Here is a 24,077-nt window from a genome sequence, read left to right on the forward strand (position 1 = left end):
GGACTACTCCTGGTCTGGGTCCAGCGGATCCACCGGAGGGTCGGCCGTGGCCTCCCCCGTCACCCGGTCGCGGTTGGATCTCCACGCGTGCACGGAGGAGAGGAGCACGCCGCCGATCGTCGCGAGGTCGGCGACGGAGTCGACGATCTGGACCACCAGATCCATCTGGAGGCCCATGTGCTCGTGCTCGCCGCCCGCCGAGGGCCGCACCTCGAACCGTAACCGTCCCTCACGCACCAGCCCGCCGAGCAACTCCTCCCGCTCCAGCCAGGCTTTCAGCGCATCGGCATCGCTCCCGCCCCCGAGCCGAACCCGCCAACCCGATTCAGGCACCGCTTCCCCGTCAGCCATGCCCGCCATCATGGCACCGGTCCCACCCCTGGGGGACCCTTTGGACAAAAGCGGACCAGGCGGCCGGAGGCACTCGGGCCCCACCCCCTCAACAGAAAGGACCCGTACGACCGAAGTCGTACGGGTCCCCTCAAGGAGCTACCGCTCAGAGAGCTACCGGAGGCTCAAGATCACTTGGTGATCTTGGTGACCTGGCCGGCGCCGACCGTCCGGCCACCCTCACGGATGGCGAACTTCAGGCCCTCTTCCATGGCGATGGGCTGGATGAGCGAAACCGACATGTCGGTGTTGTCACCCGGCATGACCATCTCGGTGCCCTCGGGGAGGGTCACGACGCCGGTCACGTCCGTCGTGCGGAAGTAGAACTGCGGGCGGTAGTTGTTGAAGAACGGCGTGTGACGGCCACCCTCGTCCTTGGACAGGATGTACGCCGTGGCCTCGAACTCCGTGTGCGGCGTGACCGAACCCGGCTTGATGATGACCTGGCCGCGCTCGACGTCCTCGCGCTTGATGCCACGCAGGAGCAGACCGACGTTCTCACCGGCCTGGCCCTCGTCGAGCAGCTTGCGGAACATCTCGATACCGGTGACCGTGGTGGTGGTCTTCTCGGTCTTGATGCCGATGATGTCGACGGTCTCGTTGACCTTGAGGACACCACGCTCGATACGACCGGTGACGACGGTGCCACGACCGGTGATCGTGAAGACGTCCTCGATCGGCATCAGGAACGGCTTGTCGACGTCACGCTCGGGCTGCGGGATGTTCTCGTCGACGGCGGTCATCAGGTCGAGGACCGTCTTCGCCCACTCCGGGTCGCCCTCAAGCGCCTTGAGCGCGGAGACCTTGACGACCGGCAGGTCGTCGCCCGGGAACTCGTACTCGGAGAGGAGCTCACGGACCTCAAGCTCGACGAGCTCCAGGATCTCCTCGTCGTCCACCATGTCGGCCTTGTTCAGGGCGACGACGATGTAGGGGACGCCGACCTGGCGGGCCAGGAGGACGTGCTCCTTCGTCTGCGGCATCGGGCCGTCGGTGGCGGCGACCACGAGGATCGCGCCGTCCATCTGCGCGGCACCGGTGATCATGTTCTTGATGTAGTCCGCGTGACCCGGGCAGTCGACGTGGGCGTAGTGACGCGCCTCGGTCTGGTACTCGACGTGCGCGATGGAGATGGTGATACCGCGCTGACGCTCTTCGGGCGCCTTGTCGATGTTGTCGAACGCGGTGGCCTCGTTCAGGTCCGGGTACGCGTCGTGCAGCACCTTGGTAATGGCGGCCGTGAGGGTCGTCTTACCGTGGTCGATGTGACCGATGGTGCCGATGTTGACGTGCGGCTTAGTCCGCTCGAACTTTGCCTTTGCCACTGGGGTTCTCCTGTGGAGTTGCTGTACGCCTCTTGGTTCTGAACCGGCGCCAGGGATCTTTGCTGTCGTTTCCCGGGCCCCGGGCCCTACCCCCACGAATGTGGAGGAAAGGCCCGTGAGACACCGGGGTAAAGCCTACGGCGTGCGAACGCGGTGCGTTACTCGCCCTTGGCCTTCGCGATGATCTCCTCGGCGACGTTCCGGGGAACCTCGGCGTAGGAGTCGAACTGCATCGAGTAGCTTGCGCGCCCCGACGTCTTGCTGCGGAGGTCGCCGACGTAGCCGAACATCTCCGACAGGGGCACGAGGCCCTTCACGATGCGGGCACCGTGACGCTCCTCCATGGCCTGGATCTGGCCGCGGCGGGAGTTGATGTCGCCGATGACGTCACCCATGTAGTCCTCGGGCGTGGTGACCTCGACGGCCATCATCGGCTCAAGGAGCACGGGCTTGGCCTGGCGAGCGGCCTCCTTGAACGCCTGCGAACCGGCGATCTTGAAGGCGAGCTCGGAGGAGTCGACCTCGTGGTAGCCACCGTCGATGAGGATGACGCGAACGCCGGTCATCTCGTAACCGGCCAGGATGCCGAACTGCATGGCCTCCTGCGCACCGGCGTCGACCGAAGGGATGTACTCCTTCGGGATACGGCCACCGGTGACCTTGTTCACGAACTCGTACGACGTGTCGCCGCCCTCGATGGGCTCGATCGCGATCTGCACCTTGGCGAACTGACCGGTACCACCGGTCTGCTTCTTGTGGGTGTAGTCCACGCGCTCGACGGCACGGCGGATCGTCTCGCGGTACGCGACCTGCGGCTTGCCGACGTTGGCCTCGACCTTGAACTCACGGCGCATACGGTCGACCAGCACCTCAAGGTGCAGCTCGCCCATACCACCGATGATGGTCTGGCCGGTCTCCTCGTCCGAGTGGACCTGGAAGGAGGGGTCCTCCTCCGCGAGACGCTGGATCGCGATGCCCAGCTTCTCCTGGTCGCCCTTGGACTTGGGCTCGATGGCGACCTGGATGACCGGCGCCGGGAAGTCCATGGACTCCAGGATCACCGGCTGCTTGTCGTCGCACAGCGTCTCACCGGTGGTGGTCTGCTTCAGGCCCATGACGGCGACGATGTCGCCGGCGCCCACCGACTCGATCTCCTCACGCTTGTTCGCGTGCATACGGTAGATCTTGCCGATGCGCTCCTTCTTGCCCTTGACGGAGTTCAGCACCGCGGTGCCGGACTCCAGGCGGCCCGAGTAGACCCGGACGAAGGTGAGCTTGCCGAGGTGCGGGTCGCTCATGATCTTGAACGCGAGCGCGGAGAGCGGCTCCTCGTCCGACGGCTTGCGCTTGACGACCTCGTCCGGGTTGTTGACGGCGCGGCCCTCGATGGCCTCGACGTCGAGCGGAGTCGGCAGGTAGCGCACGACCGCGTCGAGCAGGGGCTGGACGCCCTTGTTCTTGAACGCGGTGCCGCAGAACACCGGGGTGACCGTCACGCCGTTGGACTTGCCGGAGGCGATCGTGATCTTGCGGATCGCGGCGTAGAGCTGCTCCTCGGTGGGCTCCTGGCCCTCCAGGAAGAGCTCCATGATCGTGTCGTCGTAGTCGGCGACAGCCTCGATCAGCTTGTTGCGGTACTCGTCCGCGGCCTCGGTGTGCGTGGCGGGGATGTCGACGACGTCGTACATCTCGCCCTTCGCCGCCTCCGCCGACCACACGAGCGCCTTCATGCGGACGAGGTCCACGACGCCCTGGAAGTCGGCCTCGGCGCCGATCGGGAGCTGCATGACGAGCGGGATGGCGCCCAGGCGGTCCGAGATCATGTCCACGCAGCGGTGGAACTCGGCGCCCGTGCGGTCCAGCTTGTTGACGAAGCAGATACGCGGCACGCCGTAGCGGTCCGCCTGACGCCAAACCGTCTCGGACTGGGGCTCCACGCCGGCAACGCCGTCGAACACCGTCACGGCGCCGTCGAGAACGCGGAGCGAACGCTCCACCTCGACGGTGAAGTCGACGTGACCCGGGGTGTCGATGATGTTGATCGTGTGGTCGACGTCTTCGAGCGGCCAGTGACAGGTGGTGGCAGCAGAGGTGATCGTGATGCCACGCTCCTGCTCCTGCTCCATCCAGTCCATGGTGGCAGCACCGTCGTGGACCTCACCGATCTTGTACGACACACCGGTGTAGAACAGGATGCGCTCGGTGGTGGTCGTCTTGCCCGCGTCGATGTGGGCCATGATCCCGATGTTGCGGACCTTGGCCAGGTCAAGCGAAGTGGTAGCCATAAGGCTTCTGTCTTCTCTCGGTCTCGATGTGGACTGCGACTACCAGCGGTAGTGCGCGAAGGCCTTGTTGGACTCGGCCATCTTGTGGGTGTCCTCGCGCTTCTTGACGGCCGCACCGAGGCCGTTCGAAGCGTCGAGAAGCTCGTTGAGCAGGCGCTCGGTCATGGTCTTCTCGCGACGGGCGCGGGAGTAACCGACGAGCCAGCGCAGCGCGAGCGTGTTGGCGCGACCGGGCTTGACCTCGATCGGGACCTGGTACGTCGCACCACCGACACGGCGGGACTTGACTTCGAGCGTCGGCTTGATGTTCTCCAGCGCGCGCTTCAGCGTGATGATCGGGTCGTTGCCCGTCTTCTCACGCAGACCCTCCATGGCGCCGTAGACGATGCGCTCGGCGGTGGAGCGCTTGCCGTTCAGCAGCACCTTGTTGATGAGGGAGGTCACCAGGGGGGAGCCGTAAACCGGGTCGATGATGACCGGGCGCTTCGGGGCGGGGCCCTTACGAGGCATTCTTACTTCTCCTTCTTGGCGCCGTAGCGGCTGCGGGCCTGCTTGCGGTTCTTGACACCCTGGGTGTCGAGGGAACCGCGGATGATCTTGTAGCGAACACCGGGCAGGTCCTTCACACGGCCACCACGCACGAGCACGATGGAGTGCTCCTGCAGGTTGTGTCCCTCACCCGGAATGTAAGCGGTGACCTCGATCCCGCTGGTCAGACGCACACGCGCGACCTTACGCAGGGCCGAGTTCGGCTTCTTCGGGGTGGTCGTGAACACACGCGTGCAGACGCCACGGCGCTGGGGAGAACCCTCCAGTGCGGGCGTCTTGTTCTTCTCGACCTTGTCCTGCCGGCCCTTCCGGACCAGCTGCTGGATCGTAGGCACTACTTCTCCGGTTTCTGTGTGCCGATGGTGAAGCTAACCTGGAACATTCGCCGACCCACGCGGTCGGGTGTGTCGGACCCGGCAGACCCCCGCCGCGAGGCGGGAAGAGGCTCGGATCGCGGTGGCCGTACACGGCTCACGTGCGGTTGAGGACACGCACAGGAGCCAGGGCACACCCCAGGCACAAGTCCCGAGGGTACCCAGAGGGTGGGCCTCGGTCAAAATAAAAGGGTCACGGCACGACACGCCGGGGCTTGTCAGGGCCGCTGATCCGTGACCCGTGTTACCCGTCCGCCGTCGCGCGCGCTGTCACGGGCGCTGTCACGGCCGACGAAATAGGTGGGCCGGTTCTGCACGGCCGTGTAGATCCTGCCCACGTATTCACCGAGCAGTCCTACGCAGACCAGCTGGACGGCCCCGATGAACAGCACCCCGATGAACAGCGACGTCCACCCCGGCACGGTCTCCTCGTAGGCGTGCGCCCACAGCGTGTACCCGATCAGCCCGAGGCAGACGAGGAAGGCGAGCCCCCCGAGCCAGGTCGCGATCCTCAGCGGGGCCGCCGAGAACCCGGTCACGCTGTCCAGGGCCAGCCGGATCATCCGGCCCAGCGGATACTTGCTGCTGCCCGCCGTCCGCGGCGCCCTCTCGTACCGCACCTCACCGCTCGGGAACCCCAGCCAGGGCACCAGGAGCCGGTACACCCGCTGCTGGTCGGGAAGCGCCTTCAGCGCGTCGACGGCGGCCCGGCCGAGGAGCCGGAAGTCACCGGCCTGCGCGGGCACGGAGGGGCCCGCCAGACGCCGTACGAGACGGTAGTAGAGGGACGCCGTCCACCGCTTGAACCCGGTGTCGCTCGCCCGGTCCGCGCGGATCCCGTACACGATGTCGAGGCCCTCCTTGCGGGCCAGCTCCAGCATCTCGGGGATCTTCTCGGGCGGGTCCTGGAGGTCGGCGTCGATACTCGCGACGAACTCGCCGCCCGCCCGGTCCAGACCCGCGGTCAGCGCCGCCTGGTGCCCGGAGTTGCGGCGCAGGCCGATGATCCTCAGCTCGGGCCAGCCGAGCCGGAAGGCGTCCAGGAGGACGCCGGTGCGGTCCGTGCTGCCGTCGTCCACCGCCACGACCTCGTACGGCTCCCCCAGCCCGTCGAGGACGGGGCGCAGCCGGCTCACCAGAGCGGGGAGCGCCTCCTCCTCGTTGAACATGGGAATGACGACCGAGAGCGCAACCGGAACCGCCGGTATGCCATCGTCCTGGTTGTCCACGAGCCTCTCCCGAGTTGTCCACAGGCTTCTCCCGAAACCTGTGGAGCGGATGTGCGACTCTGATGCGATCTTATGCCTGGCCCCGCTGGCCCTGCCGCCGAGGGAGAACCCGTCGAATGAGTACCACCGCGACCGAACCCGTGGCGACGGCGCCGAAACCGCCGCGCCGCTTCACGGTGCCCGACGGGGTACGACCGTACCTCCCGGCGCTGGCCCTGTACGGCGCCTGCAAAATCGTCGGCCTCGGGGTCTTCGCCTACCTCCTGGAGTGGGCCGGCGACTACCGCACGAAGGACCCCCGGTTCGGCGGCGGCGCCCACTGGTGGGACGTCCTCCAGACCTGGGACGGCTGGTGGTATCTCCAGGTCGCCGAAAAGGGGTATGACCCGAAGCCGCTCCAGCACCTCGCGCCGGGCGGCGTCTTCACCGTCCAGCAGGACTCGGTGGCCTACTTCCCCCTCTACCCCGGCCTGATCAGGGGCGTCTCCGAGGTGACCGGCCTCGGCCTCTACGGCTCCGCGATCCTCGTCTCGGTCCTCGCGTCCTTCGTCGCGGCGGCCGGCGTCTACGCCGTGATCTCCCTGCTCGCCGGCCCCCGGGCGGGCACCGTCGCCGCAGGCCTGTGGGCCATCGTCCCCGGCGCCGGCGTCCAGTGGGCCGTCTACTCCGAGTCCCTCTTCATCGCCATCGCCGCCTGGACCTGCTGGTGCGTCATGAAACGCCACTGGGTCCCCGCGGGTCTCCTGGCCTTCCTCGCCGGCCTCAACCGCCCCACGTCGGCCGCCCTCATCGGCGCGGTGGGCCTGGCGGCGCTGATGACGCTGGCCCGCAAGGAGTCCCGCCGCGAACACGGCATCTCCGGCCCGGTGTACGCGATGATCGCGGCGCCGCTGGGCCTGCTGACCTACATCACCTGGGTCGGCCTCAGCATGGGCGACCTCACCGCCTATTTCACCCTCCAGCGTGAAGGCTGGGCCCACTACTTCGACTTCGGCGCCTACACCTGGGACGTCCTGACCAACACGGCCGTGGGCAAGACCAACTACCTCTTCGCCTTCCCGATCCCGGACCTGTTCGCCGTCCTCCTGGTCCTGACCCTCCCGTTCCTCATCGCCCTGCTCCTCCGGACAAAACCCCCACTGGTCCTGACCGCCTACACCCTGGCCTCGATCATCACAGTCCTGGGCACCCAACAAATGTTCGCCAACACCCCGCGCTACCTCCTGCCGGTGTTCCCCTTGCTACTGGCCCCGGCCATGGCGCTGGCCCGCCTGAAGTGGACGACCCTGGCGGCCCTGTTCGTACCGTTCGCGGTGGCGTCGGGGTGGTACGCGCACTACTTGATGTTCGAGCTGGGGATCCCGTAGGCACGGAGGGGTCAGCGGCGCGGGCCCGTATCGATCTGCGGCTACCGCCGCGCGGGCGCGACCAGCCACAACACACCCGCACCCGACCACGAACCAGCACCCAGTCCCTCAGGGGCGCGGGGCCGTATCGATCTGCGGCTACCGCCGCGCGGGCGCAAAACCACAACGGCGCCGCACTCACCCACCGACCGGCACCACGTCTTTCAGCGGCGCGGGGCCGTATCGATCTGCGGCTACCGCCGCGCGGGCGCGACCAGCCACAACACACCCGCACCCCGCCACGCACCCCCACCCCTCACCCCGACCCGGAAGCCAGCGCCACCGCCAACAGCATGAAAACAGCCCACCCGGCGATGGACAGCCACCCCAAAATAATCCCGGCCATGGCGTACCCATCACCCCCCTCACCGGTCCGGCTGATCTCCGACCGCGCGCTGTGCCCCAGAATCACCGCGGGAATCCCGGTCAACCCGAACGTCATGGTCGTCAGCACCCCGCACACCAACGCCCCCACGGCCTTCCCGTTGGTCGGCGGCGCCGGCATCGGCCGGAACGTCCGCGGCACATACCCCTGCGGCGGCGGCCCGAACTGCTGCACAGGCGCCGGCCCCTGCGGCAGATCCGAGACGATCAGCGTCAACTCCCCCACGGTCCGGGCCTGATACGCCCGAGCCACCCGCTTCTCCAGCTCGTCCGCCTGCAACCGCCCCTCACTGAACCCGGCCCGCAGCACATCCACCGCCCGCTCCCGGTCAGCGGTGGACGCCAGCATCCCCTGCTGCATCCCCGAAGGGCCCTGCGCCGGCTGCCACGGTTGCCACGGCGTCGGATACGACACGGGACCTCCCCCGGACGGCACTGCTTCGCTTCTTACCCTTATCATCCCCCAACGCCCGGCAGAGCCTCACGGTTCCACCACCACGCACCGGAAAACACAAGAGCGGCCACCCCGGAAAGAGTGACCGCTCTCGTGAACCTACCGCTTACTGGTTGTACGGACCGTAGTCGTAGTCCTCCAGCGGCACAGCCTGACCGGAGCCCGTGCCGAACGGCGAGTAGTCGATGTCGTCGTAGCCGACGGCCGAGTACATCGCGGCCTTGGCCTCCTCGGTCGGCTCCACCCGGATGTTGCGGTAGCGGGCGAGACCCGTACCGGCCGGGATGAGCTTACCGATGATGACGTTCTCCTTGAGGCCGACCAGCGAGTCGGACTTGGCGTTGATCGCCGCGTCCGTGAGGACTCGCGTCGTCTCCTGGAAGGACGCCGCCGACAGCCAGGACTCCGTGGCCAGCGAGGCCTTGGTGATACCCATGAGCTGCGGACGACCGGAGGCGGGGTGACCGCCTTCCTGGACCACACGCCGGTTCTCGACCTCGAACTTCGACCGCTCGACCAGCTCACCCGGCAGGAGTTCCGCGTCGCCGGACTCGATGATCGTCACCCGGCGCAGCATCTGCCGGATGATGATCTCGATGTGCTTGTCGTGGATCGACACGCCCTGCGAGTTGTACACCTTCTGGACCTCGCCGACCAGGTGGACCTGGACCGCGCGCTGACCGAGGATGCGCAGCACGTCATGCGGGTTCGTCGCGCCGACCGTGAGCTTCTGGCCCACCTCGACGTGCTCACCCTCACTGACCAGCAGACGAGCGCGCTTGGAGATCGGGAACGCCGTCTCCTCGCTGCCGTCGTCCGGCGTGATGACGATCTTCTTGGTCTTCTCGGTCTCCTCGATCCGCACGCGGCCCTGGGCCTCGGAGATCGGGGCGACACCCTTCGGGGTACGCGCCTCGAAGAGCTCGACGACACGCGGCAGACCCTGGGTGATGTCGTCACCGGCCACACCACCGGTGTGGAAGGTACGCATCGTCAGCTGGGTACCGGGCTCACCGATGGACTGGGCGGCGATGATGCCGACCGCCTCACCGATGTCGACCAGCTTGCCGGTGGCCAGGGAGCGGCCGTAGCACATGGCACAGGTGCCGACGTGCGACTCGCAGGTCAGGATCGAGCGGGTCTTGACCTCCTCGATGCCGTGCCGGACGAGCTCGTCGATGAGGACGTCGCCGAGGTCGGTGTTGGCCGGGGCCAGCACACGGCCGTCGACCGTGATGTCCTCGGCGAGCATCCGGGCGTAGACGGACGTCTCGACGTTCTCCGTCTTGCGCAGCACGCCGTCCTCGCCGCGCTCGGCGATGGCGAGCTTGAGGCCGCGGTCGGTGCCGCAGTCCTCCTCGCGGATGATGACGTCCTGCGAGACGTCCACCAGACGACGGGTCAGGTAACCCGAGTCGGCGGTACGCAGGGCGGTGTCCGCGAGACCCTTACGGGCACCGTGGGTGGAGATGAAGTACTCCAGCACGGACAGACCCTCACGGAACGACGCCTTGATGGGCCGCGGGATGGTCTCGTTCTTCGCGTTCGACACCAGACCGCGCATACCGGCGATCTGCCGCATCTGCATCATGTTTCCTCGGGCACCCGAGTCAACCATCATGAAGATGGGGTTCGTCTTGGGGAAGTTCGCGTTCATCGCCTCGGCGACCTCGTTGGTCGCCTGGGTCCAGATCTGGATGAGCTCCTGCGTGCGCTCTTCCTTGGTGATCAGACCGCGCTCGTACTGCTTCTGGACCTTCTCGTCCTTGGCCTCGTACCCGGCGACGATCTCCTTCTTCGCCTCGGGGACGACGACGTCCGAGATGGCGACGGTGACACCGGAGCGGGTCGCCCAGTGGAAGCCGGCCGCCTTCAGGTTGTCCAGCGTCGCGGCGACGATCACCTTGGGGTAGCGCTCGGCGAGGTCGTTGACGATCTCGGAGAGCTGCTTCTTGCCCACCGAGTAGTCGACGAACGGGTAGTCCTCGGGCAGCAGCTCGTTGAAGAGCGCGCGGCCCAGCGTGGTGCGCAGCCGGAAGCTGTCACCCTGCTGCCACTCCGGCTCGTCCTCTTCACGCGCCGGCGGCGTCCAGCCACGCGGCGGGATGGTGCCCACCGGGAAGCGGATGTCGACCGGCGACTGGAGCGCGAGCTCACCGGCGTCGAACGCCATGATCGCCTCGGGCACCGAGGAGAAGGAGCGGTCCTCGCCCTTGGTGTCGCGCAGCTCGCCGTCGGTGGTGAGGAAGAACAGACCGAGGACCATGTCCTGGGTCGGCATCGTCACCGGACGGCCGTCGGCGGGCTTGAGGATGTTGTTCGAGGACAGCATCAGGATGCGGGCCTCGGCCTGCGCCTCCGCGGAGAGCGGCAGGTGGACGGCCATCTGGTCACCGTCGAAGTCCGCGTTGAACGCGGTGCAGACGAGCGGGTGGATCTGGATGGCCTTGCCCTCGACGAGCTGCGGCTCGAAGGCCTGGATGCCGAGGCGGTGCAGGGTGGGCGCACGGTTCAGCAGCACCGGGTGCTCGGCGATGACCTCTTCGAGGACGTCGTACACGACGGTGCGGCCACGCTCGACCATCCGCTTCGCGGACTTGATGTTCTGCGCGTGGTTCAGGTCCACCAGGCGCTTCATCACGAACGGCTTGAAGAGCTCCAGCGCCATGGCCTTGGGCAGACCGCACTGGTGCAGCTTGAGCTGCGGGCCGACGACGATGACGGAACGCGCCGAGTAGTCGACTCGCTTGCCGAGCAGGTTCTGACGGAATCGACCCTGCTTGCCCTTCAGCATGTCGCTGAGGGACTTCAGCGGACGGTTGCCGGGGCCCGTGACCGGGCGACCGCGACGGCCGTTGTCGAAGAGGGCGTCGACCGCCTCCTGGAGCATGCGCTTCTCGTTGTTCACGATGATCTCGGGCGCACCGAGGTCGAGAAGCCGCTTCAGGCGGTTGTTGCGGTTGATGACACGGCGGTACAGGTCGTTCAGGTCGGAGGTCGCGAAGCGGCCACCGTCCAGCTGCACCATCGGACGCAGGTCCGGCGGGATGACCGGCACGCAGTCCAGCACCATGCCCTTGGGGCTGTTGCTGGTCTGGAGGAACGCGGAGACGACCTTGAGGCGCTTGAGCGCACGGGTCTTCTTCTGGCCCTTGCCGGTGCGGATGATCTCGCGGAGGCGCTCGGCCTCCTCTTCGAGGTCGAAGGACTCCAGGCGCTTCTGGAGCGCGGCGGCGCCCATCGAGCCGTCGAAGTAGGTGCCGAAGCGGTCGCGCAGCTCGCGGTAGAGGAGCTCGTCGCCCTCCAGGTCCTGGACCTTGAGGTTCTTGAACCGGGCCCAGACCTCGTCGAGGCGGTCGATCTCGCGCTGCGAGCGGTCGCGCAGCTGCTTCATCTCGCGCTCGGCGCCTTCGCGGACCTTGCGGCGGACGTCGGACTTGGCGCCCTCGGCCTCCAGCTCGGCCAGGTCGCCTTCCAGCTTCTTGGCGCGGGACTCCAGGTCGGCGTCGCGGCGGTTCTCGATCTGCTGGCGCTCGACCGAGACGTGCGCCTCCAGGGAGGGCAGGTCGCGGGTACGGCGCTCGTCGTCGACGTACGTGATCATGTACGCCGCGAAGTAGATGACCTTCTCCAGGTCCTTCGGGGCGAGGTCGAGCAGGTACCCGAGGCGCGACGGGACGCCCTTGAAGTACCAGATGTGGGTGACGGGGGCGGCCAGCTCGATGTGGCCCATCCGCTCACGGCGCACCTTGGCGCGGGTGACCTCGACGCCACAGCGCTCACAGATGATGCCCTTGAAGCGGACGCGCTTGTACTTGCCGCAGTAGCACTCCCAGTCCCGGGTGGGGCCGAAGATCTTCTCGCAGAAGAGCCCGTCCTTTTCCGGCTTCAGGGTGCGGTAGTTGATCGTCTCGGGCTTCTTGACCTCGCCGTGGCTCCACTGACGGATGTCGTCCGCGGTGGCCAGGCCGATCCGAAGCTCGTCGAAGAAGTTGACGTCGAGCACTATGCGTCAATCCCTCTCAGGGTTGTAAGTCATGGGGTCTGAAACGGGGGTCCTGGGGCCGGCCGGGTTCACGCGGAACCCGGCCGGACTCCCGTCAGACCTCTTCGACGCTGCTCGGCTCGCGCCGCGACAGGTCGATGCCGAGCTCTTCCGCAGCGCGGAAGACGTCCTCGTCGGTGTCGCGCATCTCGATGGACATGCCGTCCGAGGACAGCACCTCCACGTTGAGGCACAGGGACTGCATCTCCTTGATGAGCACCTTGAAGGACTCGGGGATGCCGGGCTCGGGGATGTTCTCGCCCTTGACGATGGCCTCGTAGACCTTCACGCGGCCGGTGACGTCGTCGGACTTGATGGTCAGCAGCTCCTGGAGGGCGTACGCGGCGCCGTAAGCCTCCAGCGCCCACACCTCCATCTCGCCGAATCGCTGGCCACCGAACTGGGCCTTACCACCCAGCGGCTGCTGGGTGATCATCGAGTACGGACCGGTCGAGCGGGCGTGCAGCTTGTCGTCGACCAGGTGGTGGAGCTTGAGGATGTACATGTACCCGATGGAGATCGGGTCCGGGAACGGCTCACCGGAGCGGCCGTCGAACAGCCTCGCCTTACCGGTCGGCTGCACCATGCGGTTGCCGTCGCGGTTCGGGATGGTGTGGTTCAGCAGACCCGCGAGCTCGTCCTCACGGGCACCGTCGAAGACCGGGGTGGCGACGTTGGTGCCGGCGGCGACCTGGTCGGCGCCGATCACCTGGAGGCGCTGCGCCCACTCCTCGCCGAGCCCGGAGACGTCCCAGCCGCGGCTGGCGAGCCAGCCGAGGTGGATCTCCAGGACCTGTCCCGGGTTCATTCGGGACGGCACACCCAGGGGGTTGAGGATGATGTCGACCGGGGTGCCGTCCTCCAGGAACGGCATGTCCTCGATCGGCAGGATCTTGGAGATGACACCCTTGTTGCCGTGCCGGCCGGCGAGCTTGTCACCGTCGGTGATCTTGCGCTTCTGCGCGACGTAGACGCGCACCAGCTGGTTGACGCCCGGGGGAAGCTCGTCCCCCTCCTCGCGGTCGAAGACGCGGACGCCGATGATCTTGCCGATCTCGCCGTGCGGCACCTTCAGCGAGGTGTCACGGACCTCACGGGCCTTCTCACCGAAGATCGCGCGCAGCAGCCGCTCCTCCGGCGTCAGCTCGGTCTCACCCTTGGGCGTGACCTTGCCGACCAGGATGTCACCGGCGACGACCTCGGCACCGATGCGGATGATGCCGCGCTCGTCGAGATCGGCGAGGACCTCCTCGGAGACGTTCGGGATGTCCCGGGTGATCTCCTCGGGGCCCAGCTTGGTGTCACGGGCGTCGACCTCGTGCTCCTCGATGTGGATCGAGGAGAGGACGTCGTCCTGGACGAGGCGCTGCGACAGGATGATCGCGTCCTCGTAGTTGTGGCCCTCCCACGGCATGAACGCGACGAGCAGGTTCTTGCCGAGCGCCATCTCGCCGTTCTCGGTGGCCGGACCGTCGGCCAGGACCTGGCCGGTGATGATCCGGTCGCCCTCGTCGACGATGACCTTCTGGTTGACCGAGGTGCCCTGGTTGGAGCGCGAGAACTTGTGCAGGCGGTACGTGATGTACGTGCCGTCGTCGTTCGCGGTGGTGATGTAGTCCGCGGAGACTTCCTGGACGACACCGGGCTTCTCGGCCTTGACGACGTCACCGGCGTCGACGGCGGAGCGGTACTCCATGCCGGTGCCGACGAGCGGGGCCTCGCTCTTGATGAGCGGGACGGCCTGGCGCATCATGTTCGCGCCCATGAGGGCACGGTTGGCGTCGTCGTGCTCAAGGAACGGGATCATCGCGGTCGCGACTGACACCATCTGGCGCGGCGAGACGTCCATGTAGTCGACGTCGTCACCGGCGATGTAGTCGATCTCGCCGCCACGACGGCGGACCAGCACGCGGTTCTCGGTGAACCGCATGTCGTCACCGAGGCCGGCGTTGGCCTGCGCGATGACGAACCGGTCCTCCTCGTCGGCGGTCAGGTAGTCGACGTCGTCGGTGACGACACCCTCGACGACCTTGCGGTACGGGGTCTCGACGAAACCGAACGCGTTGACGCGGCCGTAGGAGGCGAGCGAGCCGATCAGACCGATGTTCGGGCCTTCGGGGGTCTCGATCGGGCACATGCGGCCGTAGTGCGAGGGGTGCACGTCACGGACCTCGAAGCCGGCCCGCTCACGGGAGAGACCACCCGGGCCGAGGGCCGACAGACGGCGCTTGTGGGTGAGACCCGACAGCGGGTTGTTCTGGTCCATGAACTGCGACAGCTGGCTGGTGCCGAAGAACTCCTTGATGGAGGCGACGACCGGCCGGATGTTGATCAGGGTCTGCGGCGTGATCGCCTCGACGTCCTGGGTGGTCATGCGCTCGCGCACGACGCGCTCCATACGGGCGAGACCCGTACGGACCTGGTTCTGGATCAGCTCACCGACCGAACGCAGACGGCGGTTGCCGAAGTGGTCGATGTCGTCGGTCTCGACGACGATCGTCTGACCGCTGTCGCCGACCGTCTCGGTCTCGCCCGCGTGCAGCTTGACGAGGTACTTGATCGTCGCGATGACGTCCTCGACGGTCAGCACACCGGCGTCGAGCGGCGCGTCCGCGGCGAGCTTCTTGTTCACCTTGTAGCGGCCGACCTTCGCGAGGTCGTAGCGCTTCGGGTTGAAGTAGAGGTTCTCCAGCAGCGTCTGCGCGGCCTCACGGGTCGGCGGCTCGCCCGGACGCAGCTTGCGGTAGATGTCGAGCAGCGCGTCGTCCTGGCCCTGGGTGTGGTCCTTCTCCAGGGTGGCGCGCATGGACTCGTACTCGCCGAACTCCTCCAGGATCTGCTCGGTGGTGTAGCCGAGGGCCTTGAGGAGGACGGTCACGGACTGCTTGCGCTTGCGGTCGATGCGGACACCGACCATGTCGCGCTTGTCGATCTCCATCTCCAGCCAGGCACCCCGGGACGGGATGATCTTGGCGGAGAAGATGTCCTTGTCGGACGTCTTGTCGATGGAGGAGTCGAAGTAGACACCCGGCGAGCGCACGAGCTGCGACACGACGACACGCTCGGTGCCGTTGATGACGAAGGTGCCCTTGCCCGTCATGAGCGGGAAGTCGCCCATGAAGACCGTCTGGGACTTGATCTCGCCGGTCTCGTTGTTGGTGAACTCGGCGGTGACGAAGAGCGGCGCGGCGAACGTGAAGTCGCGCTCCTTGCACTCGTCGATGCTGTTCTTCGGCGGCTCGAAGCGGTGGTCGCGGAAGGTCAGCGACATCGACCCGGAGAAGTCCTCGATCGGGGAGATCTCCTCGAAGATCTCCTCCAGACCGGACTTGGTGGGGACGTCCTGACCCGACTCCAGAGCCGCCTCGACGCGACTCTGCCAGGCGGTGTTGCCGAGCAGCCAGTCGAAGCTCTCGGTCTGGAGCGCGAGCAGGTTCGGAACCTCAAGAGGCTCCCGGATCTTTGCAAAAGAGATGCGCAGCGGGGCAGTGCTGGCGGCGTTGTTCGTATTCGCGGTCGAGGCGGTGCGCGAGGCGGCCAAGAGGGGGTCCTTCCGAGGGCTCGGACTCACTACGCGCTTCCCGGCCCCTCCCCCGCGCACAAACGACGAAAGTCCCAGCTCAGGGCCGTTTCAGTCGCTGATGCTCAAGTGAGGGCAGACCCCTGGTGACGGGCAGGGGATAGCTAACAGGCAGCGCAAAGGGACAGTGTAGCCACTTGGCACACTGATGTCCAGCCCCGATTTTCAACAGCCCTCGTCGTCACTCACAGTCCTCGGCGCGCTGCCTTCAACGCACGGTCATCCTGCCCTCTTCGCCGTCGATCCATGCCTCGGATTCGGATCGTTGTGACGACGCGTCCTGAGAATTGCGCGCTGCGTGCTGTTCGTCAAGAGCCCCCCGCCCGAACAGAGGGTGTCCGCAGACACGACGAAGATCACCATACCCCCCGTGAACAGGGGTTCAAGGCAACCGTGGCCGCGCTCCCAGGAACGCCGAAGAGCGACCACCCGGATGGATGATCGCTCTTCGCGGTGCTCGCGTTACAGCCCCTGGAGGCCGTTTTTCACGGGCATCTCAGACCTGGAAGGTCTTACTTGACCTCGACCGAGGCGCCGGCACCCTCAAGGGCTTCCTTCGCCTTGTCAGCGGCTTCCTTGTTGACCTTCTCGACGACGGCCTTCGGCGCACCGTCGACCAGGTCCTTGGCCTCCTTGAGGCCCAGGGAGGTGAGCTCGCGCACGACCTTGATGACCTGGATCTTCTTGTCGCCGGCACCGGTGAGGATGACGTCGAACTCGTCCTTCTCCTCGACGGCCTCAGCGGCGCCGCCGGCCACGCCACCCGCGACGACGACCGGGGCGGCCGCGGCGGCGGTGACGTCGAACTTCTCCTCGAACGCCTTCACGAACTCGGAGAGCTGGATCAGGGTCATGCCCTCGAACTCGGCAAGCAGTTCGTCCTGGGTGAGCGCCATGGTGGCTGCTCCTTCCACTTCTAGATCGGCAGGTGCCGGATGTATGTGTCTGGCGGGCGTTCGGCCCGCTACGACCGTCGTGCTGCGGCGGAGCGCTACGCGGCGGTCATGATGCGAGCCGAGTTACTCGGCACCGCCCTGCTCTTCGTGCTTGGCGCGCAGCGCGTCCACGGTGCGGACGAGCTTCGACGGCAGCGCCTGGAAGAGGGAGGCAGCCTGGGACTGCTTGCCCTTCATGGCACCGGCCAGCTTGGAGAGCAGAACCTCGCGGGACTCAAGGTCCGCAAGCTTCTTGATCTCGTCGGCGGACAGCGCCTTGCCGTCAAGGACACCGCCCTTGATGACGAGGTTCGGGTTGTCCTTGGCGAAGTCACGAAGACCCTTCGCCGACGTCACCGGGTCACCGGTGATGAAGGCGACCGCCGTCGGACCGTTGAACAGGTCGTCGAGCGTCGAGATCCCGGCCTCGTTGGCCGCAATCTTGGTCAGCGTGTTCTTCACCACGGCGTACTGGGCGTCGTCACCGAGCGAACGGCGCAGCGTCTTGAGCTGCGCCACGGTGAGACCCCGGTACTCGGTCAGCACAGCGGCGTTCGAGCTACGGAACTGGTCCGCGAGCTCAGCTACCGCGGCAGCCTTGTCGGGCCTTGCCATGAGCGTGGCCTCCTTCCGGGTGATGAGACCGCTCGGAAGGGGCTGGGGAAAACGAAACGCCCCGGCGCAGGCGCACGGGGCGTAGCTCTACCGGACCAGATCCGTGGGCGGACCGAATCCAGGAGCAACTTCCACAGTCACCTGCGCGGGTCGTCCGCAATCAGCGGATCCTTCGGCCACCGCACGCCCTGACGGACACACGGCAACGACCAGCGGTCTTTGGCTTCCCTGCGAGAGTACGCGACCGGATCGCCACGGGGCAAATCCGGTCGTACGACGATCAGGAGCGACCTCGGCTCAGGCAGCCGGGACGCCCCCCGACTCCTTGCCGAGGCCCTTGAGCATCTCGGCCAGGTCGAAGACCTCGGCTGCGGGCGGCGCCGTGACCTGGGCCTTCGCTCCGTAGTCCGAGTACTTCATGCCGACCTTGAGGGCGCCCTTGGGGGAATCCATGACCATGTCCATCCGGACCGGCAGGTCGTCCTTGTTGACCCAGACGTCGATGTCGTAGCCCTTGACGCCGGACTTCTCGATGGCGTCCAGCATCTTCTTGCGGTCCGCGGAGTCCATCACGTCCAGCGACTTGTTCGCCGCCAGGGCCTCCTTGACCGTCAGCGTGCCCTTGTAGTGGTCCGCTTCGGTGCCGTCGACCTTCTCGCTGCCGATGTGCTTGAGGTTCGGCGAGTCGAGGAGCAGGGCTATCTGCTGGCGGGGGTCCTGGTTCATCTCGTCCAGGCCGGGAGTCAACTGCTTCTGGAGCGCCTTGTCCCCGGTGGCCTCGGCCGCCGCCTTCAGGTCGAGCTTCATCCACCGCTTGCCGTCCATCTCGGCGGCGGCCTTCGCGCCCATGTCCATGTACATGACGTTGTCGCGCATGATCGTGCGCACGCTCTCCGGCCCGCCCGGCTGGGCGGCGAGCGCGGAGCCCTTCACCGTCATGTCCATCACGGTCGGGTCCCAGCCCATGACGCCGGTCATCGTCACGTCGCCGCCGATCCCGGCGCTCTTCGGCATGGTCATCGTCATGCTGACCTTGGCCGACTTCGCGTCCGCCGTCTTCTTGAACGACGCCGTCAGCACCTGCGCGGCCGTCCGCTCCACGGTGTCCGAGCCGTTCCCGCAGGCCACGGCGCCGGTCAGGACCAGAGCGGTCACTCCAGCGGCGGCGGTCTTCCTTCGGACGTTCACAAATCCCCCCACAATCCTCAGGGGCCTCCCCCGGCTCCCCCGTATTTGGTTTATCCGTGAAGAACCATAGCCCGAGGCTCCCTTTACTGTCCCCGACGTTTTCAGCTGCGCGAGAGTTCCCGCACCAGCTCCGAGAACTCCGCCGTGTCCGCCGCCGCCGGCCGCCGCGCGGCCACCTTCGTGCCGTACTCGCTGTAGTACGCGGTCTGGCTGTACGCCCCGTTCGCGGTGACGCCCCTCTCCACCTTCTTCACCAGCAGGTTCCGCTCGTCCACCCAGACGTCCACCCGCTCGGTCGTCACGTTCGACGCGTCCGAGTCCACGGACCCCGAGTAGTGCGTCGTCCGGCGCCCCCGCACGGTCTCCCGGCCCACCTCACGCACGTCCTTCGAGTCCAGCAGCAGCTTCACCGACCGGTTCGGCGCCGTGTGCCGCAGCTGGTCCTGGATGTAGCTCCCGGCGCCTCCCGGGAGCCGCGCCAGGTCGTCGTACCCGTACCGCACCCAGTGCCGTCCCCCGACCTGCGCGGCGAGCCGGGTGCCGAGGCGGGCGTAGTAGGCGTCCGGCAGGTAGCGGGCCTCGGTGGAGGGGGTGCCGGCCGCTCGCATGGTCTTCGCGACGCTGCCGCCGGTGTAGGTGAGGACCAGCGTCCCCGTCAGGCCGCCGGACCAGGAGACGGCGCCCTCGGCCGTCAGGGACATCAGCTCGCCCATCTCCGTGCTCGACTCGACCCGCGCGGAGTGCGCCTCCCGGGTGGAGCGCTCGGCGCCGCGCAGGGCCGTCAGCGGTCCGGGCGCCCGGGAGCCGTCGCCGGACTGCGTACAGGCGACCGTCCCCACCAGCACCGCCACCGCCGCCGCCCAGATCCCCGCCCGCTTCATTCCCGCACGGTAACCCAGCTTCCGCGCGCCGAAAAAGGGAACGGGCCCCACACCCTGAGGTGTGGGGCCCGTCGCCGGTCACGAGGTGAGCGGTGAGGCTCAGAGCGCGGCCGGGTCCTCCTCGACGAGGAGGTTGCGAGTGCGGTTCGGGTCGAGCTGAATGCCGGGGCCGATCGTGGTGCTGATCGCGGCCTTCTTGATGTAACGACCCTTCGCGGCGGACGGCTTGAGACGCGTGATCTCTTCCAGCGCCGCGGCGTAGTTCTCCACCAGCTTCTCGTCCTCGAAGGACGTCTTGCCGATGATGAAGTGCAGGTTCGAGTGCTTGTCGACGCGGAACTCGATCTTGCCGCCCTTGATGTCCGTGACGGCCTTGGCCACGTCCGGGGTGACGGTGCCGGTCTTCGGGTTCGGCATCAGACCACGCGGACCGAGCACGCGGCCGAGGCGGCCGACCTTGCCCATGAGGTCCGGGGTGGCGACGACGGCGTCGAAGTCCAGGCGGCCCTTGGCAACCTCGTCGATCAGTTCGTCGGAGCCGACGATGTCGGCGCCCGCGGCTTCCGCGGCAGCTGCACGGTCACCGGTCGCGAAGACCAGGACCCGGGCGGTCTTACCGGTGCCGTGCGGCAGGTTCACGGTGCCACGGACCATCTGGTCGGCCTTGCGCGGGTCGACACCCAGGCGGAAGGCGACCTCGACGGTTCCGTCGAACTTCGAGGTGGAGGTCTCCTTGGCGAGACGGACGGCTTCGAGCGGGGCGTACAGCTTCTCCCGGTCGACCTTGGCGTCCGCAGCGCGAAGGGCCTTGCTGCGCTTGCTCATTACTGCTCCTGTGAGGTTCTGGAGTCGTGGTCAGGGCCGAGCAGGCCCTCCCACTGAACTGCTCGGGAAGGGGGGTGGGACTCAGCCCTCGACGACGACGCCCATGGAACGCGCGGTACCGGCGATGATCTTCGCCGCGGCGTCCAGGTCGTTCGCGTTCAGGTCGGGGAGCTTGGTCGTGGCGATCTCGCGGACCTGCGCCTCGGTGATCTTGGCGACCTTGGTCTTGTGCGGCTCGCCGGAGCCCTTCTCGATGCCCGCGGCCTTGAGGATCATCTTGGCGGCCGGCGGCGTCTTGGTCACGAAGGTGAAGGAACGGTCCTCGTAGACCGTGATCTCCACCGGGATGACCCAGCCACGCTGCGACTCGGTCGCGGCGTTGTACGCCTTGCAGAACTCCATGATGTTGACGCCGTGCTGACCGAGCGCGGGGCCGACCGGCGGGGCGGGGTTCGCCGCACCGGCGTTGATCTGGAGCTTGATGAGCCCCGTGACCTTCTTCTTCTTGGGAGGCATAGCTCTCCGGGTCCTTTCGATTCGGGTCCTGCCCGCCTCCGGGAATCACCCGGACGCAGGCATACCGCACAACGATAGCGGGTATAGGTGTGCGGCCAAAAACCGAGCAGGTCAGACAAGCCACGAGGGCCTGCCTGACCTGCTCGGAAGCGTTTGTTCCAGAAGGAGCTAGTTCTTCTGGATCTGGTCGAAGGACAGCTCGACGGGCGTCTCGCGCCCGAAGATCTCCACGAGCCCCTTGACCTTCTTGGAGTCGGCGTTGATCTCGTTGATCGTGGCCTGGAGGGTCGCGAACGGACCGTCCGTCACCGTCACCGAGTCGCCCACCTCGAAGTCCAGCACCTGGACCTCGACCTTGCGCGACGGCGCCGGCTTGCCCTCGGCCTCGGCCGCCTCACGGGCCGCCTTCTCCTCCGCCTCGGGCGCGAGCATCTTGACGATCTCGTCCAGCGTCAGCGGGTAGGGGTCGTAGGCGTTGCCGACGAAGCCGGTGACACCGGGGGTGTTGCGGACGACACCCCAGGACTCGTTGGTGAGGTCCATCCGGACGAGGACGTAGCCCGGGAGCTTGTTCTGCCGGACCGTCTTACGCTCGCCGTTCTTGATCTGGGCGACCTCTTCCTGAGGCACCTCGGCCTGGAAGATGAAGTCCTCGACGTTGAGCGAGACGGCGCGCTGCTCCAGGTTGGTCTTCACGCGGTTCTCGTACCCGGCGTAGGTGTGGATGACGTACCACTCGCCGGGGAGGGTGCGGAGCTCCTCGCGGAGGGCCTCGACCGGGTCGACGGGCTCGGCCGGCTCGGCCTCTTCCTCGGCGTCGGCCTCTTCGTCGTCCTCGGACTCGTCCTCTTCGGAGTCATCCTCTTCTTCGGACTCTTCGAGGTGGACGGCGTCCTCTTCGGCGGGCTCGCCCGCCTCGGCGTCGGCAGCCTCGACCTCGTCCAGGTCCTCGTCCGCGCCCTCGACGATGTCGAGCTCGTCGTCGAGGGACTCGACGGTCTCGGCAGCTTCGCGGTCGTCGTTCAGGTTCTGGTCAGACACGTGGCTGCTTCTTCCTGGGTTGCATAGGGGTGGAACATGCGAAAGGGGCGCCGGTTTCCTCGGCGCCCTTCGCTGGTCGGCATCAGCCGAAGACGTACTTGGCGGCGTGGCTGAGGCCGTAGTCGATCACCGTGACCAGACCGATCATGATGACCACGAAGACGATCACCACAGTGGTGTAGGTGGTGAGCTGGTTGCGCGTCGGCCAGACTACCTTGCGCAGCTCGGCGACGATCTGGCGGTAGAAGAGGGCCAGACGCTTCAGCGGGCCTCTCTTGGCCCGCTTGCCGCCCTTGCGGGTCTTCTTCTTGCTCTCAGGCGCTTCGTCCTGGGCATCAGGCGTATCGATGGAGCCCACGGCATCCGCCATTCGTCCTCACCTGTTCCCGGGTCGTGGCCGTGCCGCGCCCGGTCTGAGCCGCACGACGGTGCAGTGCTGTATGTACCTGCGCACACATTCCGATTTCGGAAGTGTGAAGCAGGGCCGGAGGGACTTGAACCCCCAACCGCTGGTTTTGGAGACCAGTGCTCTACCAATTGAGCTACGACCCTTTGTCTGCTCCTCAACCTACCGTATCCAGCCGGGTGCTTGGTGTGCACCGACTTCGGCACGGCTGTTGAGGGCCAACGACGGATGAGTGTACGTGCTCAGGGGCCGTGCGTCGAACGCGAAGCGCTCTTGATCGGATTCAGTCTGATGTTCCGTCGGTTCACACCGGCGCCATCCCGGGTTGACCAGTCCGTGAAACCGGTATGCCTCCGGTGTTCCGGGTCTGAAAACATGTGCCGCATGAGCGCTGCAACCTCTCCCACCGAACGCCGGGTCTCGGCCCGCATCGGCGCGATCTCCGAGTCCGCGACCCTCGCCGTGGACGCCAAGGCGAAGGCCCTGAAGGCCGCCGGGCGTCCGGTGATCGGTTTCGGCGCGGGTGAGCCCGACTTCCCGACGCCCGACTACATCGTCGAAGCGGCCGTCGAGGCGTGCAAGAACCCGAAGTACCACCGGTACACCCCGGCGGGCGGCCTGCCCGAGCTGAAGGCCGCGATCGCCGCGAAGACCCTGCGCGACTCCGGCTACGAGGTGGACGCCTCGCAGGTCCTCGTGACCAACGGCGGCAAGCAGGCCATCTACGAGGCGTTCGCCGCGATCCTCGACCCGGGTGACGAGGTCATCGTCCCGGCCCCGTACTGGACGACCTACCCGGAGTCGATCCGGCTGGCCGGCGGTGTCCCGGTGGAGGTCGTCGCCGACGAGACGACCGGCTACCGCGTCTCCGTCGAGCAGCTGGAGGCGGCCCGGACCGCGAACACGAAGGTCCTGCTCTTCGTCTCCCCCTCGAACCCGACCGGCGCGGTGTACTCCCGCGAGCAGGTCGAGGAGATCGGCCGCTGGGCCGCCGAGCACGGGCTGTGGGTGCTGACGGACGAGATCTACGAGCACCTCGTGTACGGCGACGCCGAGTTCCATTCCCTCCCGGTCGTCGTCCCGGAGCTGGCCGACAAGACCATCGTCGTCAACGGCGTCGCCAAGACGTACGCCATGACCGGCTGGCGGGTCGGCTGGGTCATCGGGCCCAAGGACGTCGTCAAGGCCGCGACGAACCTCCAGTCGCACGCCACGTCCAACGTCTCCAATGTCGCCCAGGTGGCCGCGCTCGCGGCGGTCTCCGGGGACCTGTCGGCCGTCGACGAGATGAAGGTCGCGTTCGACCGGCGGCGCCGGACCATCGTGCGGATGCTCAACGAGATCGACGGCGTGTTCTGCCCGGAGCCCGAGGGCGCGTTCTACGCGTACCCGTCGGTGAAGGAGCTGCTCGGCAAGGAGATCCGCGGCAAGCGCCCCGCCACCTCGGTGGAGCTGGCCGAGCTGATCCTGGAGGAGGCCGAGGTCGCGGTCGTCCCCGGTGAGGCGTTCGGGACGCCGGGGTACCTGCGGCTGTCGTACGCGCTGGGGGACGAAGACCTGGTCGAGGGTGTCTCGCGGGTGCAGAAGCTGCTGGGCGAGGCGAAGTAGGGCGTTGCCCGTGCGGGCCAGGTCACTCGTTCTGAGTGGGC

At 67.0% G+C, this 24,077-nt stretch carries 19 protein-coding genes and 1 tRNA gene; 2 read left to right on the forward strand and 18 right to left on the reverse strand.

The annotated features are described in order from the left end of the window. Positions 1 to 3: 3 nt before the first annotated feature. The 6 genes from ACVNF4_RS04510 to ACVNF4_RS04535 all read right to left on the reverse strand — a co-directional run bounded on the left by ACVNF4_RS04510 (position 4) and on the right by ACVNF4_RS04535 (position 6,131). Positions 4 to 351, reverse strand: a complete 348-nt coding sequence (locus tag ACVNF4_RS04510) for a hypothetical protein (RefSeq protein WP_461801336.1) — start codon at positions 349 to 351, stop codon at positions 4 to 6. A gap of 170 nt (positions 352 to 521) precedes the next feature. After that, a complete protein-coding gene (gene tuf / locus ACVNF4_RS04515; protein WP_461801337.1) occupies positions 522 to 1,715 on the reverse strand; it encodes an elongation factor Tu in 1,194 nt (397 codons plus the stop codon). 158 nt (positions 1,716 to 1,873) lie between these two features. Then, the gene (fusA, locus tag ACVNF4_RS04520) at positions 1,874 to 4,000 is read right to left on the reverse strand and encodes an elongation factor G (protein ID WP_461801338.1); all 2,127 of its coding nucleotides are present in this window, start codon (positions 3,998 to 4,000) and stop codon (positions 1,874 to 1,876) included. 39 nt (positions 4,001 to 4,039) lie between these two features. Continuing rightward, positions 4,040 to 4,510 (reverse strand): 30S ribosomal protein S7, encoded by a 471-nt coding sequence (gene rpsG / locus ACVNF4_RS04525; protein WP_003992340.1) that lies wholly within the window; start codon positions 4,508 to 4,510, stop codon positions 4,040 to 4,042. Between the two features lie 2 nt (positions 4,511 to 4,512). Then, entirely contained in the window at positions 4,513 to 4,884 is a 372-nt protein-coding gene (gene rpsL / locus ACVNF4_RS04530) for a 30S ribosomal protein S12 (RefSeq protein WP_003948652.1), read from the reverse strand. 257 nt (positions 4,885 to 5,141) lie between these two features. Then, positions 5,142 to 6,131 (reverse strand): glycosyltransferase family 2 protein, encoded by a 990-nt coding sequence (locus ACVNF4_RS04535; RefSeq protein ID WP_461801358.1) that lies wholly within the window; start codon positions 6,129 to 6,131, stop codon positions 5,142 to 5,144. 137 nt (positions 6,132 to 6,268) lie between these two features. On the opposite strand from ACVNF4_RS04535, the gene ACVNF4_RS04540 reads away from it, so the two are divergent. Continuing rightward, a complete protein-coding gene (locus tag ACVNF4_RS04540) occupies positions 6,269 to 7,519 on the forward strand; it encodes a hypothetical protein (protein WP_461801339.1) in 1,251 nt (416 codons plus the stop codon). Positions 7,520 to 7,814: 295 nt separating this feature from the next. On the opposite strand, the gene ACVNF4_RS04545 is transcribed toward ACVNF4_RS04540, so the two are convergent. From ACVNF4_RS04545 to ACVNF4_RS04600, 12 genes are all read right to left on the reverse strand, one after another. Continuing rightward, on the reverse strand, positions 7,815 to 8,303 hold the full coding sequence (locus ACVNF4_RS04545; RefSeq protein WP_461801340.1) for a DUF1707 and DUF4190 domain-containing protein: 489 nt from the start codon (positions 8,301 to 8,303) through the stop codon (positions 7,815 to 7,817). Positions 8,304 to 8,502: 199 nt separating this feature from the next. Beyond that, entirely contained in the window at positions 8,503 to 12,402 is a 3,900-nt protein-coding gene (locus ACVNF4_RS04550) for a DNA-directed RNA polymerase subunit beta' (protein ID WP_461801341.1), read from the reverse strand. A gap of 94 nt (positions 12,403 to 12,496) precedes the next feature. Then, the gene (gene rpoB, locus ACVNF4_RS04555) at positions 12,497 to 15,982 is read right to left on the reverse strand and encodes a DNA-directed RNA polymerase subunit beta (RefSeq protein ID WP_461801342.1); all 3,486 of its coding nucleotides are present in this window, start codon (positions 15,980 to 15,982) and stop codon (positions 12,497 to 12,499) included. Positions 15,983 to 16,533: 551 nt separating this feature from the next. Beyond that, the gene (gene rplL / locus ACVNF4_RS04560) at positions 16,534 to 16,917 is read right to left on the reverse strand and encodes a 50S ribosomal protein L7/L12 (RefSeq protein WP_461801343.1); all 384 of its coding nucleotides are present in this window, start codon (positions 16,915 to 16,917) and stop codon (positions 16,534 to 16,536) included. 123 nt (positions 16,918 to 17,040) lie between these two features. Next, positions 17,041 to 17,571: a 50S ribosomal protein L10 gene (gene rplJ, locus ACVNF4_RS04565; protein ID WP_461801344.1), complete on the reverse strand. Its 531-nt coding sequence runs from the start codon at positions 17,569 to 17,571 to the stop codon at positions 17,041 to 17,043. A gap of 297 nt (positions 17,572 to 17,868) precedes the next feature. Beyond that, positions 17,869 to 18,759 carry a hypothetical protein gene (locus ACVNF4_RS04570; RefSeq protein WP_461801345.1) on the reverse strand — a complete coding sequence of 297 codons (891 nt, stop codon included), beginning with the start codon at positions 18,757 to 18,759 and terminating at the stop codon, positions 17,869 to 17,871. A gap of 101 nt (positions 18,760 to 18,860) precedes the next feature. Beyond that, positions 18,861 to 19,640, reverse strand: coding sequence for a LolA-like protein (locus ACVNF4_RS04575; protein ID WP_461801346.1), 780 nt, complete (start codon positions 19,638 to 19,640; stop codon positions 18,861 to 18,863). Positions 19,641 to 19,739: 99 nt separating this feature from the next. Further along, complete coding sequence (gene rplA / locus ACVNF4_RS04580) at positions 19,740 to 20,465, reverse strand: 50S ribosomal protein L1 (protein ID WP_461801347.1); 726 nt, start codon at positions 20,463 to 20,465, stop codon at positions 19,740 to 19,742. 81 nt (positions 20,466 to 20,546) lie between these two features. Then, entirely contained in the window at positions 20,547 to 20,981 is a 435-nt protein-coding gene (gene rplK, locus ACVNF4_RS04585) for a 50S ribosomal protein L11 (RefSeq protein WP_355869241.1), read from the reverse strand. Positions 20,982 to 21,149: 168 nt separating this feature from the next. Further along, on the reverse strand, positions 21,150 to 22,022 hold the full coding sequence (gene nusG / locus ACVNF4_RS04590) for a transcription termination/antitermination protein NusG (RefSeq protein WP_461801348.1): 873 nt from the start codon (positions 22,020 to 22,022) through the stop codon (positions 21,150 to 21,152). 82 nt (positions 22,023 to 22,104) lie between these two features. Beyond that, entirely contained in the window at positions 22,105 to 22,392 is a 288-nt protein-coding gene (secE, locus tag ACVNF4_RS04595) for a preprotein translocase subunit SecE (protein ID WP_461801349.1), read from the reverse strand. Between the two features lie 109 nt (positions 22,393 to 22,501). Beyond that, positions 22,502 to 22,574, reverse strand: a tRNA-Trp gene (locus ACVNF4_RS04600). Positions 22,575 to 22,812: 238 nt separating this feature from the next. Between ACVNF4_RS04600 and ACVNF4_RS04605 the strand changes: the two genes are divergently transcribed. Beyond that, positions 22,813 to 24,036 (forward strand): pyridoxal phosphate-dependent aminotransferase, encoded by a 1,224-nt coding sequence (locus ACVNF4_RS04605; RefSeq protein WP_461801350.1) that lies wholly within the window; start codon positions 22,813 to 22,815, stop codon positions 24,034 to 24,036. The last annotated feature ends 41 nt before the right edge of the window (positions 24,037 to 24,077 follow it).

This window comes from Streptomyces sp. S6, from assembly GCF_054880855.1.

Coding starts and splice junctions, on each gene's coding strand:
- ACVNF4_RS04510 (WP_461801336.1), bottom strand. CDS start 351: ATGGCTGACGGGGAAGCGGTGCCTGAATCGGGTTGGCGGGTTCGGCTC.
- fusA (WP_461801338.1), bottom strand. CDS start 4,000: ATGGCTACCACTTCGCTTGACCTGGCCAAGGTCCGCAACATCGGGATC.
- rpsG (WP_003992340.1), bottom strand. CDS start 4,510: ATGCCTCGTAAGGGCCCCGCCCCGAAGCGCCCGGTCATCATCGACCCG.
- ACVNF4_RS04540 (WP_461801339.1), top strand. CDS start 6,269: ATGAGTACCACCGCGACCGAACCCGTGGCGACGGCGCCGAAACCGCCG.
- ACVNF4_RS04545 (WP_461801340.1), bottom strand. CDS start 8,303: ATGCAGCAGGGGATGCTGGCGTCCACCGCTGACCGGGAGCGGGCGGTG.
- rplL (WP_461801343.1), bottom strand. CDS start 16,917: ATGGCGCTCACCCAGGACGAACTGCTTGCCGAGTTCGAGGGCATGACC.
- rplJ (WP_461801344.1), bottom strand. CDS start 17,571: ATGGCAAGGCCCGACAAGGCTGCCGCGGTAGCTGAGCTCGCGGACCAG.
- ACVNF4_RS04575 (WP_461801346.1), bottom strand. CDS start 19,640: ATGAAGCGGGCGGGGATCTGGGCGGCGGCGGTGGCGGTGCTGGTGGGG.
- rplA (WP_461801347.1), bottom strand. CDS start 20,465: ATGAGCAAGCGCAGCAAGGCCCTTCGCGCTGCGGACGCCAAGGTCGAC.
- rplK (WP_355869241.1), bottom strand. CDS start 20,981: ATGCCTCCCAAGAAGAAGAAGGTCACGGGGCTCATCAAGCTCCAGATC.
- secE (WP_461801349.1), bottom strand. CDS start 22,392: ATGGCGGATGCCGTGGGCTCCATCGATACGCCTGATGCCCAGGACGAA.
- ACVNF4_RS04605 (WP_461801350.1), top strand. CDS start 22,813: ATGAGCGCTGCAACCTCTCCCACCGAACGCCGGGTCTCGGCCCGCATC.